21 protein-coding genes are annotated in these 18673 nt (G+C 60.5%); 17 read left to right on the top strand and 4 right to left on the bottom strand.

The features are described 5' to 3' along the window. Window positions 1-56 precede the first annotated feature (56 nt). The 13 genes from OC450_RS28935 to OC450_RS28875 all read left to right on the top strand — a co-directional run bounded on the left by OC450_RS28935 (window position 57) and on the right by OC450_RS28875 (window position 11115). Entirely contained in the window at window positions 57-1355 is a 1299-nt protein-coding gene (locus OC450_RS28935) for a CpaF family protein (protein WP_262049131.1), read from the top strand. Continuing rightward, the gene (locus OC450_RS28930) at window positions 1352-2284 is read left to right on the top strand and encodes a type II secretion system F family protein (protein WP_262049130.1); all 933 of its coding nucleotides are present in this window, start codon (window positions 1352-1354) and stop codon (window positions 2282-2284) included. The genes OC450_RS28935 and OC450_RS28930 overlap by 4 nt, the downstream gene beginning before the upstream one ends. A gap of 56 nt (window positions 2285-2340) precedes the next feature. Continuing rightward, window positions 2341-3183 (top strand): type II secretion system F family protein, encoded by an 843-nt coding sequence (locus OC450_RS28925; protein WP_262049129.1) that lies wholly within the window; start codon window positions 2341-2343, stop codon window positions 3181-3183. A 14-nt stretch (window positions 3184-3197) separates the two neighbouring features. Then, window positions 3198-3665 carry a hypothetical protein gene (locus tag OC450_RS28920; RefSeq protein ID WP_262049128.1) on the top strand — a complete coding sequence of 156 codons (468 nt, stop codon included), beginning with the start codon at window positions 3198-3200 and terminating at the stop codon, window positions 3663-3665. 8 nt (window positions 3666-3673) lie between these two features. Continuing rightward, the gene (locus tag OC450_RS28915) at window positions 3674-5005 is read left to right on the top strand and encodes a pilus assembly protein TadG-related protein (RefSeq protein ID WP_262049127.1); all 1332 of its coding nucleotides are present in this window, start codon (window positions 3674-3676) and stop codon (window positions 5003-5005) included. Beyond that, window positions 5005-5430, top strand: a complete 426-nt coding sequence (locus tag OC450_RS28910) for a TadE/TadG family type IV pilus assembly protein (protein WP_262049126.1) — start codon at window positions 5005-5007, stop codon at window positions 5428-5430. The genes OC450_RS28915 and OC450_RS28910 overlap by 1 nt, the downstream gene beginning before the upstream one ends. Before the next feature lie 407 nt (window positions 5431-5837). Further along, a complete protein-coding gene (locus tag OC450_RS28905; protein WP_262049125.1) occupies window positions 5838-7427 on the top strand; it encodes a type II and III secretion system protein family protein in 1590 nt (529 codons plus the stop codon). 12 nt (window positions 7428-7439) lie between these two features. Continuing rightward, a complete protein-coding gene (locus OC450_RS28900) occupies window positions 7440-7829 on the top strand; it encodes a hypothetical protein (RefSeq protein ID WP_262049124.1) in 390 nt (129 codons plus the stop codon). Window positions 7830-7964: 135 nt separating this feature from the next. Continuing rightward, the gene (locus tag OC450_RS28895) at window positions 7965-8501 is read left to right on the top strand and encodes a tetratricopeptide repeat protein (protein ID WP_211386924.1); all 537 of its coding nucleotides are present in this window, start codon (window positions 7965-7967) and stop codon (window positions 8499-8501) included. Between the two features lie 103 nt (window positions 8502-8604). Continuing rightward, window positions 8605-9138, top strand: a complete 534-nt coding sequence (locus OC450_RS28890) for a hypothetical protein (protein ID WP_256808832.1) — start codon at window positions 8605-8607, stop codon at window positions 9136-9138. Window positions 9139-9972: 834 nt separating this feature from the next. Next, window positions 9973-10272 (top strand): PilZ domain-containing protein, encoded by a 300-nt coding sequence (locus tag OC450_RS28885; RefSeq protein ID WP_211386926.1) that lies wholly within the window; start codon window positions 9973-9975, stop codon window positions 10270-10272. Between the two features lie 7 nt (window positions 10273-10279). Beyond that, entirely contained in the window at window positions 10280-10522 is a 243-nt protein-coding gene (locus OC450_RS28880) for a PilZ domain-containing protein (RefSeq protein WP_211386927.1), read from the top strand. 263 nt (window positions 10523-10785) lie between these two features. Beyond that, window positions 10786-11115 (top strand): hypothetical protein, encoded by a 330-nt coding sequence (locus tag OC450_RS28875; RefSeq protein ID WP_262049123.1) that lies wholly within the window; start codon window positions 10786-10788, stop codon window positions 11113-11115. Between the two features lie 122 nt (window positions 11116-11237). On the opposite strand, the gene OC450_RS28870 is transcribed toward OC450_RS28875, so the two are convergent. After that, window positions 11238-11609: a hypothetical protein gene (locus OC450_RS28870; protein WP_262049122.1), complete on the bottom strand. Its 372-nt coding sequence runs from the start codon at window positions 11607-11609 to the stop codon at window positions 11238-11240. A 364-nt stretch (window positions 11610-11973) separates the two neighbouring features. Beyond that, window positions 11974-13125 carry a hypothetical protein gene (locus tag OC450_RS28865; RefSeq protein WP_249129614.1) on the bottom strand — a complete coding sequence of 384 codons (1152 nt, stop codon included), beginning with the start codon at window positions 13123-13125 and terminating at the stop codon, window positions 11974-11976. A gap of 128 nt (window positions 13126-13253) precedes the next feature. Here OC450_RS28865 and OC450_RS28860 point away from each other — a divergent pair, with 128 nt between their 5' ends. Next, window positions 13254-13526: a hypothetical protein gene (locus OC450_RS28860; protein WP_211386930.1), complete on the top strand. Its 273-nt coding sequence runs from the start codon at window positions 13254-13256 to the stop codon at window positions 13524-13526. Window positions 13527-13555: 29 nt separating this feature from the next. On the opposite strand, the gene OC450_RS28855 is transcribed toward OC450_RS28860, so the two are convergent. Continuing rightward, a complete protein-coding gene (locus OC450_RS28855; protein ID WP_256808838.1) occupies window positions 13556-13930 on the bottom strand; it encodes a hypothetical protein in 375 nt (124 codons plus the stop codon). Window positions 13931-14623: 693 nt separating this feature from the next. Between OC450_RS28855 and OC450_RS28850 the strand changes: the two genes are divergently transcribed. After that, complete coding sequence (locus tag OC450_RS28850) at window positions 14624-15118, top strand: hypothetical protein (RefSeq protein WP_249129618.1); 495 nt, start codon at window positions 14624-14626, stop codon at window positions 15116-15118. Between the two features lie 111 nt (window positions 15119-15229). Beyond that, window positions 15230-15604 carry a hypothetical protein gene (locus OC450_RS28845; RefSeq protein WP_211386931.1) on the top strand — a complete coding sequence of 125 codons (375 nt, stop codon included), beginning with the start codon at window positions 15230-15232 and terminating at the stop codon, window positions 15602-15604. Between the two features lie 43 nt (window positions 15605-15647). Here OC450_RS28845 and OC450_RS28840 read toward each other — a convergent pair whose 3' ends face one another. Further along, window positions 15648-16076: a hypothetical protein gene (locus OC450_RS28840; RefSeq protein WP_249129558.1), complete on the bottom strand. Its 429-nt coding sequence runs from the start codon at window positions 16074-16076 to the stop codon at window positions 15648-15650. Window positions 16077-16315: 239 nt separating this feature from the next. Between OC450_RS28840 and OC450_RS28835 the strand changes: the two genes are divergently transcribed. Beyond that, the coding region (locus OC450_RS28835; protein ID WP_262049121.1) for a DUF5801 repeats-in-toxin domain-containing protein at window positions 16316-18673 on the top strand (2358 nt) is incomplete at its 3' end.

Genomic DNA, 18673 nt, shown 5'->3' with positions numbered 1-18673 from the left:
CGGCGGCAGGCGTGTCTGCGTCGGCTGCAAGCTTGCCTGCGTCGATGCCATCCTCGATGCCACGCCCCGCGCCAAGGCGCGACGAGCCCTCGATACCCCATCTCGTGATGCCGGCTTCGCTGCGCGAAAGTGTCATCGAGCAGATCGATCCATCGGCAGCCGCTGTTGTTCCGCGCGATGTTCTCCGGCAGCAGATCGAGGAGATCATCCACGGGATCGCCAACCGCGACAGGCTCGAGCTCTCGGGTCGCGAGCAGCTTCGGCTCGCGGAGGAAATTGCGGACGACATGACGGGCTATGGCCCGCTTCGGCCGCTTCTGCTGGACCAGTCGATCAGCGACATCATGGTCAACGGCCCGGCCAACGTCTATGTCGAGCGAAGCGGCAAGCTCGAGCGGATCGCGGTACGGTTCCGCGACAACGATCATATCGCATCGGTGGCGCAGAAGATCGCCGCCCAGGTCGGCCGGCGCGTCGACGAATCCAGCCCGATGGTGGATTGCCGCCTGCCGGACGGCAGCCGGGTCAATATCATTTTCCCTCCGCTCGCGATCCACAGCCCCTGCATTTCCATCCGCAAGTTTCCAAGTCGCCGCCTGGGCATGGCCGGAATGATCGAGAACGGCTCGATGACCCCCGCCATCGGACAATTGCTGGAGATCGCCGGGAGGTCCCGGCTCAATGTCCTGGTCTCCGGCGGCACCGGCTCCGGCAAGACGACGCTGCTGAACGCCATGAGCCAGTTCATCGATCACAGCGAACGCGTCGTCACCATCGAGGATGCTGCGGAGCTGCAGCTGCAGCAGCCGCACGTGATCAGCCTGGAGACCCGGCCCCCCAGCCTCGAAGGGACCGGACAGGTGACGCAGCGCGACCTGTTGTGGAATGCCCTGCGCATGCGCCCCGACCGGATCGTGGTCGGCGAGGTGCGCGGAGCCGAAGCCTTCGACATGCTGCAGGCGATGAACACCGGCCATGACGGATCGATCTCCACGGTGCATGCCAACAGCACCCGCGACGCCCTGACCCGTATCGAGAACATGGTGCAGATGGGGCAGGTCAATCTGCCGTCGCGGGCGATCCGGTCGCAGATCGTCGCCGCGCTGGATCTCATCGTGCAGGTCGAGCGCATGCGGGATGGACAGCGTCGCATCGTCCAGGTCAGCGAGGTGATGGGCCTGGAAGGGGACGTGATCACCACCAACGACATCGCCGTCTTCGAGTACAAGGAGGAGGATGCTCACGGCCGGATAATAGGCAGCTACAAGTCCGCCCACGCGGTCCCGAAGTTCAAGAGCCGTCTCGTCTATTTCGGGCTTGAGAAAGCCTGGGCCGAGGCCATGAGGCAGATATGATACCGCAGTCCGTCATCGTCGGCGTTCTGGCCCTCCTGTTGTGCGCAATCGCCGTGTCGTTGTGGCTGGACTCGCGAGAAAGGCGCATGGATCGTCAGATGACGACCGCTCTGCGCCCCTCATCCGAGGCCAGCCTGCCCTCCGTGCGTCGCGCCGTGACCAGATCCCGCTCGCTGTCTCTGTACCGCCTGGCCAATTACAGGCCCGGGATCCCCTACGCCCTGCGCCCGGTCTATGTGCTGCTTGCCGCTGCCTTCGCGGCAACGGGCATCTTCTATGCCAACGGCATGCTGGGCTTTCCCGTCCTCTACGTCTCCATTGCGGCCGCATTCGTGGCGATGCTGGTGATGCGAGGGCTGTTTGGATGGCAGCAGCATCGTTTCGCCGATCAGCTCTTTCGGCAGCTCCCCGATACGGTCCAGCTGGTGACCAGCACCGTTCGAGCCGGCCTTCCCGTGAACGAGGCGTTTCGCACAATTGCGCGCGAGATGCCGCAACCGACCGCCGGGCAATTTGCGATCGTCTGCAGCGAGATCAGTATGGGAAGGCCTCCGGAGGAAGCCGTGGAAGCCATCTACCGGCGAACGCGGGTGCCGGAATACGCGATGTTTTCGGTGACGCTTGCCGTCCAGTTGAAGTCGGGCGGCAGTCTGGCCGAGACCCTGCAGACCCTGGGAGAGACCGTGAGACAGCGCGTTGCGCTGGCCGCACGCGCCAAGGCTCTGGCGGGAGAGGTGATCTTTTCCTCGCGCGCGTTGTCGCTTGCGCCCGTCGTCATAGGCGGGTTGCTGTACCTGCTGAATCCGCAATCGATCGATATGCTGTTTCATGATCCGGTCGGACAAAAGCTGCTGGCTTACGCGATCGGCTCGGTGGTCACCGGGCACTTCGTGATCCGCTGGTTGATCCGAAGGGAGACAGCACTATGACCGCGGGTTTCGGACTGGTCGCGCTCGCCATCGCGGCCGCGACTGCGACCTTCCTGTTGATCATCCGCGAAATACACGTTCGCGCATTGAACGTGCGGGTGTCGAATGCCGTGCTGGGCATCCCCGATCGCTCGACCCGCTCCAGGGATATGATCGGCTGGTTTTCATCGATCGGCACGCGCTATAAGCGATTTTACGCCGAAGAAGATCTCGACCATCTGCGTGCGGTCGTGCAGGCGGCGGGTTTCAATCACTACCGGACCTTGCCGATCTGGATCGGTGTCAAGGTCGTCAGCATGTTCGTGCTGCCGGCTGCTGCCTTCCTTCTTGCGCAGCTTTCCGAGAGACCGTTCGCCGATGTGCTGTTTTTCACGCTTGCCGGCGTCGTGATCGGAATCATGGGGCCGCGATTGGTTCTGTCGATTCTCAAGCGGCGCTTCAATGCTGCCATTCGCCTGGGCACGCCTGATACGATTGATCTGCTGGTCGTTTGCAGCGAATCGGGCATGGGCCTGGAGAGCGGGTTGCTGCGGGTGGCGGAAGAAATGAAGGAGACCAATCCGGCCATGGCCCAGGTCCTGTACGGCCTGCTCGACGATCTCCGGATACTGCCGAACCGCGCCGAGGCCTTCGAGAAACTGGCGTCCAGCTCGGATGGACTTCGCCGCTTCGGCACCATGGTCAGCCAGAGCCTGCAATACGGCTCGCCGCTGAGCCAGGCACTGCGCACGATCGCCGCGGACCTGCGGCAGGAACGTCTCACCAAGCTGGAGGAAAGAGCGCACAAGCTCGGCGCCAAGCTGACGATCCCGATGGTGCTGTTTCTGCTTCCGGCCATGTTCGTCATTCTGGGTGGAAGCCCGTTTCTGCATCTCATTCGCGCGTTCAAGCAGATTTAGGACGAATAAGAACCATGAGCACGGCTCGCATTTGTCGCGGCAGTTTCAGGAACCGGAAGGATTTCTTCCTGGCGGATCGGCGCGGCGCCGTCGCGCTCGAAATGCCGGTCGTCACGATTTTGCTGATGTTCGGCTTGCTGCTGCCGCTTGCCGACGTTGCCATTGCCGGCGTCCAGTTCATATCGGCGTGGGGGGCGTTGCGCGGCTTCGGGCAATCCATTCAGTACTCGCCGCCGACGGATCTCGCGAATAGTTCAAGCTGGACGTCAAGCGCACTCGCCAAGGTTGATTCCAAGCATCCCATTTCCAATTTCAAGCTTGTTTGCGGCGACGGTGGCAGCGCCTGCTCCGCAACCAACACGCAGTCGCCCAAATACTATTCCTACCAGACCACTGTTACCCTGGCGCCGCTGGTGTTGACGTCGGTGCTGTGCAGCCCTTCTTGCACCTTCACGCTGTCGTACTCTGAGCGGTTTCAATAGGATGTCCCATGCGTAACCTGCTTCGTAGCCGTCGTGGTTCAGTGGCATTCGCAACCGTTGTGGCCCTGGTGCCGCTGATCGGAGTCGTCGCACTCGGAGCCGAGGCGGGATCGTGGTACGTCACCAAGCAGCACGCGCAGAATGCCGCCGATGCGGCAGCCTATTCGGGTGGCTTGTGGTTGGCTTGCTCCCTTTCTCCGGCAGCGTGTACTGCCGACGCGCAATCGATGGACTATCGCGGCAAGCAGTTTGCGTCACAGAGTGCCTTCTGCAACACCGGCGACGGTACCGCATACCCCGGTAGACGGTGTGTCACCCTTGCGAGTAACGTCACCCAGAGCGTCACGATCGCCCTTCAGGGAACGGATGCGGTTAAGGCCACTGTCTCCCAGACACAGCCGGCATACTTGGCACACCTGCTAGGACTGTCCTCTGTGACGATAGGCGCAACAGCCACCGCCCAAGTCAAGATCCTGGCGCACCCGTGCGTCCTCAGTCTCAAGGACCCGCTCGCCTTCCAGGGGAGCACAACCGTACAGGCGCAAAAGTGCGGCCTGTCGTCGAACAGTACGCAGCCCAACTCCCTCAACTTCACAGGTAATGGGCTCGACGTCAGCAAAGCCGGATCAATCTCGGGACAGGGGGACTGTAAAGACAACGGCGGCGGGCAATGCAGCAAAGCAATCACCTTTGCACCGCCGGTGCCCAATCCGCTGAGCGGATTGGACGCGCCGATGTCAACCCTGACCCTCGCCAGCTTCACCGGTAAGTGCCCAAGTGCGGGCAACCCCGCGCCGACTGCGTATGGGCCCACCACGAAGTGCGTCAACGACGCCTTTACTTTCAAGAATAACGGCGGTCCCACCGGCAATGGCAACTATCCGCTGAACGGCGTCTATTTCTTTAGTGGCAAGCTCACGATCCAGAGCAGTACCATAACGGGAACAGCCACTTTGATACTGCTGCCCGGAGCGACCCTGACCGTCACCGGTAATCCACAGATCCAGATTACGGCACTTTCCACCGTATCTTCTACGCAAGTGCCGGCCGCTTTGGCGTCGACGTCGGTTCTCAACCTGATGAGTAAATTGCTCATCTATGATCCGGAAATAACTACCAATAACAAATCGGTGACGATATCAGGGAATTCCTCGAGCTACTTCAATGGCATCGCGTATGCGCCGAATGCCGACGTTGTATACCAGGGTAGCACCCAAAGTTACACCTGCGTCGAGGTGATAGCAAAAGGCGTCACGTTGTCGGGCAACTCCAACTTTGACAATTCAGGATGCCCGGCAAGCGTGACGATTCAAAGCCAGATTGTTCGTTTGGTGCAATGATGAGAAAGCTTGACCAGCGTGGAGTCGCGGCGTTTGAATTTTGCCTCGTTGCCGTGGCATTTTTCACGCTGGTGTTCACCATTTTCGATCTCGGACGTTATGCGATCACCACGCAGTCGTTGCGGGCGCTCGCGAATGCCGGTGCTCGGGCCACCACGGTCGGGGACTCGGGCAGCACCTGCTATACGGATGCCGTGATTGCAAAAAAAGCTCCCACATGCAGTGGCGACCCGCTGCCATCGGATACGGCCAAGAAGAACGTTGCCCCGTTCCTGTATTCAGGCGGTCTCACGCCGACATTGAACGCCACTACGGGAGGCAGTGCGGTTACAGTCACGGCGTCTGAACCGGGTTTCAAAATGCTGATGCCGATCTGGGGCACGTCCCTGGATGCGCCGAGCGCGTCCATCGCGGTTCCATTTTAGGCCGTGATCGGCAGCGGTAACGCGGTAGCTCTCATTTTTTTTTAGATTTTCCGAAAATCGATGGAACCCACTTGTCTGAAAACAGGCGGGAAAAAGTGGTGCTCCCTGGCAACATCGGGGAGTTTTCTCTCCTTTTGCGGCAGTGCGGCAACTGTCTCTCCTTGCCAACGAGACCCCTGACTGATGATGATCGCGGTGTCGCATTTCGCGGCCCGCGGGAGTCGTGGTCTGCTTGCACGGAGCCAGGCTGGCTTGTGCACAGCTCATGAGCCCGGCGGGAAATACTGGTAACGATTTGTAGTGTTGCTGATAGTAAACTGTACGTTGAGGCAGGCGAGGGAGAGTAACAGGGCGCCGGGCACGTACGTTGTGGGGATCGCCGCAGAATGCGGCAAAGGGGTATTGCAATGGTTTGCGGTCGCGTGTCGGGCAGGGCCGGAGCGAGGCTATCCGCCCTGGGGCTGACGGCTCTGTGTGGGATTGCGTTGTTCAATCCGGCTGATCGCGCCGGGGCCGCGGATCGACGGGTCTCGTCCGGCGGCGTCTTCGTCAGCGAGATGAGCGACGTCCAGCGGGTCAAGGTGATCGTCAACAAGTCGCGGACCTTCAGGGTCGACACGGCCTTTGCCACCATTGTCGCGGGCTCGCCCGAGATCATCGACGTGAAGTCGCTCAGCGATCACCTGATCTACATCCAGGGCAAGCACACCGGCACCACCAACGTCATCCTGCTCGACGGTGCGATGAAGCAGATCGGGATCCTCGATGTCGAGGTCGCGGTCGACACCGGCAACCTGCAGCAGAACATTCGTTCGACCTCGGGCGGCGGTGGCATTCGTGTGTCCGCGACCGAGGGGCAGGTGGTGCTTAGCGGCACGGCAACGGACGCGGTCGCCGCCGAACGCGCGATGTCGATCGCGACGACCTCGATGTCCGACAAGGCCAAGGTGGTCAACGCGATGACCGTCGCGGCGCCGCAGCAGGTGATGCTGGAAGTCCGCTTCCTCGAGGTTTTCAGGAAGGCCGGGCGTGACCTCGGCGTCAATCTCTATGCCGCCAATGCAAACGGCACGAATATCGGACAAACCGGTCTCGGAGACGTCACCGCTGCCGGACGCACGCCCATCGGAAATGGGGCCCCTCCGAGCACGCTTCCTCTGCTTGGCACGGCAGCCACGCTGGCGAGCGGAGCTGTCCCGTACGGCGCATTGCTCACGAGTGTGCTGAGGCTCAACAACGGCATGTCGATCGACAGCTTGGTGACGGCGCTGGAAACCAAAGGGGTATTACGTCGTCTGGCCGAACCCAATCTGATGGCGTTGTCGGGCGATGCGGCACGCTTCCTCGCCGGCGGCGAATTTCCGGTGCCAATTCCGAACACCACCACAAACGGTTTCCCCACCATTACCATCGACTACAAGAAGTTCGGCGTCGAACTGGCATTCGTGCCGACCGTTCTCTCGCGCGGCGTGATCAATCTTCGGGTCGAGCCGTCCGTCAGCGAGCTTGATTTCGCCAATGCGGTGGTGATTCAAGGGACACGCATTCCAGCGCTGACCCGCCGCGACGCGCGAACCACCGTTGAATTGCGCGACGGCCAGAGCTTTGCCATCGCCGGGCTGCTCCAAACCCGCAACCGCGAGGACGTCTCGCAGTTGCCCTGGATCGGCTCGGTGCCGGTGCTCGGCACGCTGTTTCGCTCCGCCTCTTACCAGCAGGAGGAGACCGATCTCGTCATCATCGTGACGCCGCGCCTGGTTGCGCCGGCGGCCCCCGGCCAGCAACTGGCGTCGCCGCTCGACTCCCGCCTGCCGCCCAATGACGTCGATTTCTTCCTCAACGGCCAGATGGAAGTCCGCAAGCGCTACGACGATTACGTCAATTCCGGCGGCGAGGTGAAGGGTCCCTACGGCCACATCATCGCGCCGCAGCTCACCGCCCCGATTCCGCCGCCGGCCGCCGCTGCAAGCGAGCCGGCCATCAAGACTCTCAACTAGAGGACGCGAAAGATGACCGCGAGGTATCTGGCCCTGCTCGCGCCCTTGCTGCTGGGGGGATGTTACGGCCTCGCCGGTCATGACGAGATGGATCGCTACGTCCAGCGCTCCGACACCATCACCATGAGTGCCGGCGATGCCAAGCAGGTCAATGCGGTCACCCACACCATCACGCCATGGCCGCGCTATGTCGGGGACACCAGGATCGCCACCGATGCGCGCCGTGTCGGCGCCGCCGTCACACGCTATGGCAACACGAAACAGCCGGTGGATCAGCTTCCTGACGTTGGCGACGCGACGAAACAAATGGGCGTAAGGACTGCACCGACCCAGACAATCGACGTGCAGGGCCTGGGCGCCGGTGCGTCGTCTGGCATCTCGGTGCCGGTTGGGAGCAAATAAAAAAGGCCAATGTTTTCAAGGTCGATCCTACTGTGCATGGGGTTGTTTTGCGGGAATTTTGCTTGGCGCCGGGGGCCGCGCCCGGATTTTGATGTTTCGATGAATCTGCCGGAAGCCGGCGGGGGACGAGGATTGATGCGCCGTGTCATTCTAATGCTGACCTGTTGCTTGTTGGGGACAGGCCTTGCGGCGTGCGACTACACCGTGAGGGAGGCCGCAATCGTCGCTCCCGGGGATCCGCCGGGCGTCGACCCCGTGCAGGAGCCGACCGACGTCAAATACTATCCGTCCGACGAGCCCGTGCGGCTGGGGCTGGAGCATTTCAACCGCGGCAATTACGGCCTTGCCCAGCGCTATTTCAAGGACGGCGTCGAGAAGGCGCCCAAGGACCTGACGGCCTGGACCGGGCTTGCCGCGAGCTATGACCGGCTGCGCCGCTTCGATCTTGCCGACCAGGCTTATGCCGAGGCCATCAGGCTCGGCGGCGAGACGGTCCAGATCCTCAACGACCAGGGCTATTCGCTGATGCTGCGCGGCAATCTCAGCGCCGCGCGCAAGAAGTTCATGAAGGCCTATTCGATGGACCCGGGCAATCCGGTCATCGCCAACAACCTCGAATTGCTGAACGGCAGCCGCAGGTTCATCGAAAGACCGCCGAACAACCAGCCCTGAGCGATCAGCCGCGATTTTAGCCACTATCCGGTCTACGGCGGCAGCAGCGGCCCAAGGGGAACCGTTAAGGCAAGCTCAACGTTTTTAACGTATGGCTTGTCACATGAACCGGCTTTTTAAATTGCAGATTCTCGGGCCGTTGGCACTTTTTGCCGCGACGCTGAGCGCCGAGTTGGCTGCGCGCGCGCTTGAATACGCGCCGAGCTCTGAAATTCTCTGGTACGTCAATCTCAAGCTGTTCGGCATCTTCCAGCGCAGCGATGCCTATTTGAGCTATTTCGTTCACGTTGACGGATTCCAGCTGTTCGGACTTGCGCTTCCCATCTTCTTGCTCGCCTGCCTTGGGCTTGCGACCAAGTCCCGGCCGCTCTTCACGATCGCAACGCATCTCAGCGCTGCCTACGCCGTGTTTCTGGTTGCATCCTGGCAGGTTGGTACGCCAACCCTCAGACAGGCATCGCTGGGAACGATCGCGGTCCCGTCGGGCGGCGTGTTCGTGATGGCGACCATTCTCGGCACTTGCATGCTGTCCTTCGCAATCACCCATCTGTTCTATTTCCGCGCCGTCCATCAGGAAATCGGAGCTCTGGTCCGGTGGTTGCGCGGAGGCTCCAGCATCGCTCACGGGCTCGATTAATTCGCCTGCAAGTCCTTTTGGCGTGACCGGCCGTTGTGGCTCACGATGCATGCGGATCCGGCATCCGCGGCCCCGCGGAAGTCACCGCTTTCCGCGGCATCTGTCCGCGGTTGGCGCGGGAGGGCAGGCTAAAATGCGGCAGTATGGTTCACCGTAATTAAACGGAATCCACTTGCCACCTCAGTACCGCTAGGGTGTCGATGCCGGGGCTGGCATTTCATCACGGACCCAAATTTCAACCGGCAAGGGGCCGCTCTTCGAGCGGCCCCTTTCAGTTTGTCGGGAAAGAAAGCCCGCCTCCGGCAAAAAAAGAGCAGTGGAGGCGGGCCAAGGTCGTTTTGCGGCGCCGTTCTTCCCGGGGCTGGCAGGGATGCCGTCGCTCGCGATGGAACCGTAGCACTATGGAACCCGGCCGGAAATCCGCAGGACTACCGAACAACAACGCCGCTCGCCTCAAAATGATCGCGAGCGGCGCTGCGCCAGCCCCGGGAGGGTCGATGCAAAATCCCAGATTAAATGAGTTTATGCTGTTTTTGTTACGGATTAATGCGTAAATTGACGTCTGGCCCGAGCCGTGAAGGGTGAAATGTTGTGCACAGCTCAGATCTGTGCCTGTTCTTGGCTTCATGGGCAGGCCGGGCGCGGATTTGCCGAAATCCGACACGCTCATTAGCCTTTTCTGAATTCTTCTCTCTCACTATCGAGGAGACGCGCAATTTTAACGCCGCGTTGCTTCCGCCGAGACGAGGGCTATTCAATTTCCCAAGCGCTTCTCGTGCGGCGGCAAGCAGCCGGCGAGCGGCGCCTTCTTTCAAACGCAGGTTTCGACCTGGTATGTCTGATTCATTGCCACCCGAAAAACGTGGAACGGCACGTATCGAGTTCTCGCGAGGCATCGACGTGCACATGGTGGCTATCGACGGAACTTGGAGCCGTCAATGTCAGATGACCGACGTGGCTGAAGCCGGAGCCAAGCTCAAGATCGAGGGCTCGATCGAAGGGCTTGCGCTGAAGGAGTTTTTCTTGCTCCTTTCGACGACCGGAGCCGCCTTCCGCCGCTGCGAGTTGGCTTGGATCAATGGTGACAACATTGGCGTTCACTTTCTGCGCGGCAAGAACTTGAGCAAAGGGTGAACTATCCGTGGAGGAGCGTCGTAGACAGCAGCGCGCGGTAGTCGACGAGGTCGCATACATCACTGGCGACGGGTCGAGCATGCGGTGCCGCGTCGTCAGCCTCTCCGATCACGGTGCCGCCGTCGAGCTGGCAGACAAGGTCTATGTCAGACCTCGTTTCAAGCTGATGATGGCGAAGGATCGCGTCATTCGCGATTGTCGGCTCGTCTGGTCCAGCGAAAATCGTGTCGGCGTTGAATTCCTGGATTAGCGATCGGCGCGATCACGCTGACATCGACGGGCGGCATGTCGCTTCGTGAACCCGAGCAGGCATAGCGCCCGTGCCGAAAAGCGATGGCCGTGACGGCGTTCGTAACGGAAGGTTTAACGGGTTTATCGGCAGGTTTAATCTTGGCCGACCAAGATTTAGGCTTGCATCAAGGAATAGGCTGGACAACTGTGATCAAGGCCTCGGCACGCTTTAGCCTCTGAAGGCGGATTATTTTAATAGTTCTTGTCTTCTGGATTTTGGCAATGAGAACGTTTTTGATCATTCTCGGCGTTTGGCTGCTGATTAATGTTCTCTTCGTCGTGGTGATGATCCCCCCGCGCAAGCCAACGAAGCCGAATGTTGTCGGCAAACCGAACGGTGCCATGCCTCTCGTCGCCGGGTTGACTTCCGGGCCGACCGACGCGCGGGACGAGAGCATCTCGCTGCGACATGTCATTATCGCAATCGGGCTCGGCGTATTCTTTTCGCTAACGCCGCCTTTGCTCGAGGCTTTCGATGCGATCAGGGGTTTCGTCGGCAAGCGCGTGCCTAAATCGAAAACATCCCGGTATGAACCCGACGGGGACGCGTAAACGGGGGAGGGGCGACGTGCGGTTCTTTGCCTTCGTCGCTCCGCTCAGTAAACGCGATCGAGTACGCGGCCCGGGAGGCGGTCCGGTCGCGCGAGGTCGAGAACGCGAGATTCGTCGATCTGTCACCAATATTGGTTGATGCGGTACGGGCGGGGATGCTGGCCGCGGTAATAGACAATTCCCGGCCCCACGACCCGCCGGTGCCGAAAGCCTGAACCGGTGAGGTCGACAGCGATCGCTCGCACGTCGTGGCCAACAAAGACAGGATACTCGTAATTAAAGACGTAGCTGTGGTCCGCGACCGGACCATTTTGCCCGTTAAAGGAAGGGCCCTGGCCGTATCCAAACCCCCACGCGTTTTCGACGTCGGGGAGACCGCCCGTGCCGTTCCGAGGTCCGCCAGCGAGGGCCGATCCGGATGTCATGAGGGCGCCGATCCCAAGAAGCGCGGCAGCCGTCAGGATTTTTGAAGTGCCTCGCATCGTGTTCCTCATCTCAAATCAGATGTCGGAAACAGGAGTAGACGAACATAAACCTACCCGTTCTTCAGTGCTGACGGTAGCGCAGAGCAGCGCGCGCCTGGTATGCCAAAACCATTTTTCGAGGCGCCGAAACACTGCGGAAACAGGCTGGAGGTAGGCTGCTATCCATGGACGATTTACAGGAGAGGCGGACATGATTGCAGTTAAGTTGATTGCCCTCGCTCTTGGCACAGGGTTGCTCGTTGACCTGATGTCGGGGGATTTTGGCGCCGATGCTCTGCTCGCCGCTCTCGACCTTTTTCAGTAAGGGGAGCAGACCTATTCCGGTGCGACCGAAGGCCGTTTTCTTACGCATGCGCTCTGACGGATCGGACGATCAATTCGATCCAAGAACAGCGTCGATCTGACGGCTGTCCCTTCTGACGACGAGGATGGCGCCGTTGCGGATCGCGAATCTCGCGCCGAGCAGTTTCGGCACCTTTTCTGTTACCGGTGAAGGGAAGGGTATGGTCGCTCCGGCGATCGGATCGCCGACCAGAGGGGCTGGGGAGGAGCCGGTGCCAGGTGCGGGTTTGATATAGTCGCGAATAAGCTGGATCTCTTCGCGTGACAGAGTGAGAGGCGCTGGCTGCGGCGGATTGTCAGCTGTCCGTTTGCTCCGTTCTTCGCGCGCTTTTTCCTCTGCCTGCTTCGCTTTTTCTGCCTGATCGAAGCGGGAAAGCCTCTCCTTCAACGGCGATAGTTCTCGCTGAAGGGAGGAGATTTCCGTCTGCAGAGACCTGATCTGCGTCAAGGCGATCGCGGCGCCGGCGCAGATGACGATCACCAATAAGCTGATGAGCGCGACAACGATTCCATTGATGCTTGCGCCCTGGCCGACCCTGCGCGCGTTCGGTAGATCCTCCTCAAGGTGCCGCCGCCATAGCGCGGCCAGGCGGCGGAATTGCCGCGCAACTGCATCAAATCTCGGGGCTTTCGTGGCCCCACTGTCTCGCGCCCGATCTGCCTCACGGGAGATGAGGCGCTGGGCCGTTGTCGATGGTGGAGGCGCTGAGGCTGGCGGGGTCACCGGTTGAGGAGCCGCAGTGCTCGCATCCATGTCAACGGGGCCTGGCTTGGTCAAATGCCTCGATGTGTCGTCGGCCCCGGCCGTCCAAGGAGCGTCCGCGCTTTGGCATCCCGCGAGGCCTTCGGTTTCCTCGCGAAGTTCAAGATTGAAAATCCTCGAACGTACTTCAGCGCCGATCAGATCATCGATGCTCTCGAGCGAATTCGTCCGGGGTAGAGAGCGATCAGGGAGGGCCTCAGTGACCGAGCGGCCGGCCTCGGTGATCTGCAAGCTGTCGCCATCCACGACGGCGAGGCCGGCCTCTATCAGCTTGATACCGGCGGAAACCCGCTGTTCGATTCGATCTTCGATTTCGCCGTTTTCGTCATGCGCTTTGAGTTGCCGATCGAGTTCGGCAAACGCAATCCGTCCATTCGGACGATTGGCAAGCGCAGTAAGGATGGCGAGATCGGTTTGCACGGCCACCACGATGATTAGGCAGGCCGCCACGACAGACGAAATGAGCAAACAAGCGGACGGCGCTCAATTATTCGCCCATTATGGCCTTGATTGGAAACTCCCGCTTTGGCACTGTTGCGCATTAGCGCATGAAGATCGAGGGCAATATGCCAAAAATACTGGCCGCGACCGCCATTTCACTTACGGTTATGTTCGTTTCAAGCGCCGCTTACAGCGGTTCCTATCCCATTGGAGACGAGCCCTACCGTCTGGATTTCCGTTCCGATCCGCAGATCGAAGCTGGATGCTTGAAGTGGAATTGGCAGCAATATCAATGGAATAATTACTGCCCGGTCTATATCCAGCCCAAGGCCTATATGTACCCTCGCTCGCAGGCAGTTGTGCTGCGCACCAAGGGGTAACTAATCAACTCGCCGTAACGCGCCTCGCCTTAGTGGGCGAGGGTGCAGGCGATTTGGCTGTGCTTGCCGAAATTTAACAGGGCATTTTCGCGGAAACCGTCGAGCCAGATGCCCCGTCCGGCGTACCGATAACCTACGCCCATTGGAACCATCCGCACGTGGGCACCACCATGCCGCCCGGTCTGCAGAGACGCCGTGACGACCTCGCCAGCAACCGAGACCGCGATCGGGCAAAGGGGATATTGTCTGCCATTCTCGCAGACAAATACCAGATCGCTGCAGTTTCCGACCGCCGCGGGTCCTGACGTCATCAAACCTAGATCGGCCGCGCCGGCTTCGCTTGCACCGCTTGCGAGGGCCAGAAAAATCGCTCCCCAAAGAAATCCGTTGAATCGGCTCTGCATCGCAGCCCCCAAAGCGAGAAATATTCGACTAAAAGAGCAAAATTGGCATCAAAGGTCAATCAGCGACGGCCTCTTTTGATGGCAGGCTGGAAACACGCGCGGAACGGCAAGAAGGGCAGACGGCCCGCGCGCGGAAGTCTGATGCGGAGGATGACGGCAGTCGAGAGCGCGGATGCTTTCGCGCGAAGTAAACCTCGGTCGGCGCGTCGAAGTTGCCTGTAGTGACGGCGCCGGGGCCGGTTACAGGCGACGAATTGATTGAAACGACCTCCGCGTCCCGTCGCTCTCGAGCTTGGTCAGGTCGATCAAGCTCGTCCGGTTCGGGCATTGCCCCGGCTTTATTTAAATACCGCCACACGTTTTACGACTGCCGGAAAGCGTGGATCTACTGTTACCGAAATGCCGCGGGCAGCAAAATTAATGCTGCGCAGATGCTCTTTAAGTCCGTTCATTGATCATCCGTAGCGGCACGTGATTGACCGTCCGTCGGGCGCCGTGACAAGACGTCGCGTGGGGAACGGGGGTGGTGACGCGCGATTCGAATCGCAGCCGGTCAGGTAAATCGGGTTTCCGTAAGTTAACGGGGCGCCCGGCACTGTTAATGTTTACTTTACGACAGTGCCTGAACCTGTGGGCGATGATTTGGACTGTGCGGCTACCCCTATCGGGAGCAAGCGAGCGGGTATACAGACAATGACCACAGGCTGGCGTTCAATCCTTGCGACTTCTTTCGTTCGTTGTGCCGCCCTGGCGCTTCTGATGACTTCGATCACGACCATGGCGAAGGCCGATGAATTCGAGGGGCCGACCTTTCGCAAGGGGCTTTGGCACTTCGTTCGTACGCTCGATATGGTCGCTCATCGCAAGGCAAAGCACCGCTTGCTCGAGCGGGAGCTGACGGCCTGCGTCGATCCCACCGTCGCAATGAAAGCGACGTTCTCGTCCCCCTCCGTCGGAAGCTGCGTCTCTGCGAGACCCGAAAAGAAGAACAATCAATACACGTTTGCCAATCGTTGCGACTTCATGGGTCCCGTCAGCACGGTCATTACCGTTCATAGTGACGAATCCTACACCGAGCAGAATGAGCTCAGTGAGGGGCAGGCGCCCAGGGTCGAGCTGGTCGTGGCGCATCGGATCGGCGATTGTGGTGCAGGCTCGGAGCAGGCCTCGAGGACGCTCTCCCATTGACGCTGCGCCGCCCGAAGGCGGCCGCGGAGTTTCTGTGCCGCAATCGCGGCAGGCACTTGCGCCAAGCCCGGAGACGGGGAAAGATCGACGCGTCGGGGCATGAGGCGCGTTATGAGTCCGTTGACCGGAATTATCTGCTTTGCGGGCCTGTGCACCTTGACCGGCGCAGCGGTGGCGCAAGACACTCAGCCGCCCGCCGCGCGCTCGAGCCTCGGGGAACTCGTCAAGATCGACTCATTCCAGACAACACGGCGGGCTGACAATTACGGCATTGCCAGTTTTGTGCTGTCCAACGGCACCGACAAGACAATCGACGCCGTCGAGCTGACTTGCTGGATGGATGACGATCGAGAGCACGCCACGAAAGTTCTGGTATGGGCCAACCAGCCTGTTCCCTCGCATGCGAGCTCCCAGTTCAGAAACGTCAATATCGGCGTGGTGGGACAGAACTCGCGCAACGAGTGCGAGGTGACGCGGGTGGACTAGATATCAGCGCGGTCAACGACGGCCGCGTGACGCCGGCGCGCCGCTAGATCTTCTGACCGCCCGGCCCGGCGACATTGATTGTAATTTTTTGCAGCTCGATCCGCCCGCCAGGATATTTGACCTCAATGGTCAGCGTATCGTCGCCTACGAAGTCCGGAGGGGACTTGTAGAAGGCCACGTAAGCCGGCACTTCCAGCGCCAGGCAGGCCTTGTAGTTGGTTGCCTTTACCTTGCCGGGCTTCACGACGACCTTTCCCGACACGGGGGAGGTTGCCAATCGAATGGTTGGCAGGGGGCCGGAGCTGCAATCGGGTCTGACGTTAATGTAAAGCCCGATCTGCGTGTCCTTGTTTGGCAATGCCTTGACCGTGCGTTCGACCGTCCGGGCATCCGGTACCGGCTGGTTCTGAGCAGCGGCGGCCTGCAATCCGAAAGATCCGGCCAGCAAGGCGGTTACGAGTAATTTCCTCATCTTTTGCTCCAGCTGCCGCCCTCCAGGCCTGGAGCGACATGCGCGAAAACGGCGGGCATCTGGCCCGTTTTGCGACATATCGCGGCCGCGCGGTTTCTTTACCACATACTGATCGAAAGTATTGATTAACCAAATAGTTTTCTTGACCCCCGAGGGGGTTAACAATAGCTTTAAAGACACACTTCGAAGTAAATTTGCCTTCAATTTTTCACTTCACGACCTTTTGGCGGAGAGATTTCATGAATGCGCAGTTTCAGGTTGCCCAGGCTACCGGCGCCGGAAATTCAAACAACGCCTCGCCGCCGCGCATCTTCAAACTGACCAAGCCCTTCGCCGATCAGGCTGTGGTTTTGAACCTGGGCTATGATCAAAAAGTCCAGGTCGATTTTTCGGCAATTGCGAATGAGAAGATCACGCTCGTCCATATCGGCGAAAAGCTGATCATTCTTTTCGACAATCACTCTACCGTAACGGTCGAGCCGTTCTTCGACTCCCGGCACGATCAACTCGGCAATCTGACCATCGAGGTCGCGCCGGGTCGTGACTTGACCGTTGCCGAATTCGCCAGCGCCTTCCCGATCATCAATGACCCCTCCGCGGCTTCGGCCGTTCTCCCCGCAGCCGGAGATTCGTTGGGGCAGAACAACGCGCAGGCGAGCGGTGCGAACTTCAGCCCGTTTACGGTCGATCCTCTGCCGCTCGTGCCCACCAACGATTTGGCTCCCCAGGAGGATCTGCCGGGGTTCCAGGTTAATTTTCCCACCGGCTTTATCCCGCAGACGCCAACTCCGCCGGCTCCGACGATTGCGCTGGGCACGCTGCCCGAACTGGTGGTGGACGAGAGCTTCCTGACCGCGGGAACCAACGTCATCGACGGCTCCACGCCTAACCTGGCGAATACGACGGTTTCGGGCCTTCTGCCCGTCACGCTCAATGTGCCGGGCGGCCAGCAGTCGCTGACCTTTGGCCTGTCGATCAGTGCGCCGGGTGTGGATACCGGACTGATCGATTCCCAGACCGGAAATCACGTGTTTCTGTTCCTGGAGAACGGAGTCGTGGTCGGCCGCGAAGGCAAGGATGCGGCTGCAGCGGTCAATGGGCCGCAGGATTTCACGGTGTCCGTCGATGCCACCGGCAAGCTGACGCTGACGGATCTGCGCTCGGTGCACGAAGGCACGGGCGAGGACGGCGACATTAGCGAGGGCACGCATGTGCCCGCCGGCCTTATCTCCTTGACGGCCACGGTGACGGACAACAACAATCAGAGCACGAGCGCGAGCGTTGATGTTGGCCCGCATCTGACATTGCAGGACGATGGTCCGTCGATTCAGGTCGTCCTGGAGGGTGAGGAGCGAGCGCTTCCGAACTTGGTCGTCGACGAGAGCAACCTGACGACTGCGACCAACGGCATCGACGGCTCGATTCACAATGGCAACAACACGGCGAGCGCGTCGTTCGGCGGCTTTTTCCAGTCGGTGACCGGCGCGGACGGTGTGCCGGATCCGCAGCACCCGATCAGCTTTGCGCTGTCGATCGATCCCTCCGGGACGAGCGGCCTGGTGGACGCGCAGACCAGCGAAGCTGTCGTGCTGGTGATGAACGGCACGACCGTGGAGGGCCACACCGCGGCGAGCGATCTGCTGGTGTTCACGCTGTCGGTCGACAGCAATGGCGTGGTGACGTTCACGGACGACCGCGCGGTGAAGGAAGCCGACGGCACGAATCCGGACGGCAACGAAGGCATCAGCCTTGCCAGCGGCGCGGTGACGCTGACGGGAACGATCACCGACAATGACGGTGACACGGCAACCGCGAGCATCGACCTCGGCCCGCGGGTAACGTTCCTGGATGACGGTCCGTCCATCCAGGTCGTCCTGGAAGGCGAAGAACGATCGCTTCCGAACTTGATCGTCGACGAGAGCAACCTGACGGCTGCGACCAACGGCGTCGACGGCTCGATCCACAATGGCAACAACACGGCGAGCGCGTCGTTCAGCAGCATTTTCCTGGCGGAGACCGGCGCGGACGGTGTGCCAGATCCGCAGCATCCGATCAGCTACGCCCTGTCAATCGATACCTCCAAGTCGACCGGCCTGGTGGACGCGCAGACCGGTGAAGATGTCGTGCTGACGATGAGCGGCACGACGGTGGAAGGCCATACCGCGTCGAGCAACCTGCTGGTGTTCACGCTGGAGGTCGACAGCGACGGCAATGTGACATTCACGGATAACCGCTCGGTGCAGGAAGCCGACGGCACCAATCCGGACACAAACGAAGGCATCAGCCTCGCCGACGGCGTGGTGACGCTGACGGCAACGATCACCGACAATGACGGCGACTCGGCCAACGCAAGCATCGACCTCGGCAAGCAGGTAACCTTCCTGGACGATGGTCCGAGCATCTCGGTGAGCGAAGAGGCACCGACGCTGACGGTCGACGAGACGGTGCTGGCGACCAACGCGACGGCGAGCTTTGCGGGCGCGTTCACGCCTGTGTTCGGCGCGGACGGCCCACTGGATGCGAATCATGACGGCGTGGCCGATGCGGGAGCGGTGACCTATACGCTGGGCGTGGTTGCGGGCGCGTCCGGTCTGGTC

The sequence above is a fragment of the Bradyrhizobium sp. Bra78 genome (assembly GCF_024519855.1).
Classification (GTDB): Bacteria; Pseudomonadota; Alphaproteobacteria; order Rhizobiales; family Xanthobacteraceae; genus Bradyrhizobium; species Bradyrhizobium japonicum_G.
This window is presented reverse-complemented; position numbering and strand designations above follow the sequence as displayed.

What these genes read in the sequence shown, in the direction of transcription:
- OC450_RS28935 (WP_262049131.1), top strand. Translation starts at nt 57, where the DNA reads ATGCCACGCCCCGCGCCAAGGCGCGACGAGCCCTCGATACCCCATCTC.
- OC450_RS28930 (WP_262049130.1), top strand. Translation starts at nt 1,352, where the DNA reads ATGATACCGCAGTCCGTCATCGTCGGCGTTCTGGCCCTCCTGTTGTGC.
- OC450_RS28920 (WP_262049128.1), top strand. Translation starts at nt 3,198, where the DNA reads ATGAGCACGGCTCGCATTTGTCGCGGCAGTTTCAGGAACCGGAAGGAT.
- OC450_RS28915 (WP_262049127.1), top strand. Translation starts at nt 3,674, where the DNA reads ATGCGTAACCTGCTTCGTAGCCGTCGTGGTTCAGTGGCATTCGCAACC.
- OC450_RS28910 (WP_262049126.1), top strand. Translation starts at nt 5,005, where the DNA reads ATGAGAAAGCTTGACCAGCGTGGAGTCGCGGCGTTTGAATTTTGCCTC.
- OC450_RS28905 (WP_262049125.1), top strand. Translation starts at nt 5,838, where the DNA reads ATGGTTTGCGGTCGCGTGTCGGGCAGGGCCGGAGCGAGGCTATCCGCC.
- OC450_RS28900 (WP_262049124.1), top strand. Translation starts at nt 7,440, where the DNA reads ATGACCGCGAGGTATCTGGCCCTGCTCGCGCCCTTGCTGCTGGGGGGA.
- OC450_RS28895 (WP_211386924.1), top strand. Translation starts at nt 7,965, where the DNA reads ATGCGCCGTGTCATTCTAATGCTGACCTGTTGCTTGTTGGGGACAGGC.
- OC450_RS28890 (WP_256808832.1), top strand. Translation starts at nt 8,605, where the DNA reads ATGAACCGGCTTTTTAAATTGCAGATTCTCGGGCCGTTGGCACTTTTT.
- OC450_RS28885 (WP_211386926.1), top strand. Translation starts at nt 9,973, where the DNA reads ATGTCTGATTCATTGCCACCCGAAAAACGTGGAACGGCACGTATCGAG.
- OC450_RS28875 (WP_262049123.1), top strand. Translation starts at nt 10,786, where the DNA reads ATGAGAACGTTTTTGATCATTCTCGGCGTTTGGCTGCTGATTAATGTT.
- OC450_RS28870 (WP_262049122.1), bottom strand. Translation starts at nt 11,609, where the DNA reads ATGAGGAACACGATGCGAGGCACTTCAAAAATCCTGACGGCTGCCGCG.
- OC450_RS28860 (WP_211386930.1), top strand. Translation starts at nt 13,254, where the DNA reads ATGAAGATCGAGGGCAATATGCCAAAAATACTGGCCGCGACCGCCATT.
- OC450_RS28855 (WP_256808838.1), bottom strand. Translation starts at nt 13,930, where the DNA reads ATGCAGAGCCGATTCAACGGATTTCTTTGGGGAGCGATTTTTCTGGCC.
- OC450_RS28850 (WP_249129618.1), top strand. Translation starts at nt 14,624, where the DNA reads ATGACCACAGGCTGGCGTTCAATCCTTGCGACTTCTTTCGTTCGTTGT.
- OC450_RS28845 (WP_211386931.1), top strand. Translation starts at nt 15,230, where the DNA reads ATGAGTCCGTTGACCGGAATTATCTGCTTTGCGGGCCTGTGCACCTTG.
- OC450_RS28840 (WP_249129558.1), bottom strand. Translation starts at nt 16,076, where the DNA reads ATGAGGAAATTACTCGTAACCGCCTTGCTGGCCGGATCTTTCGGATTG.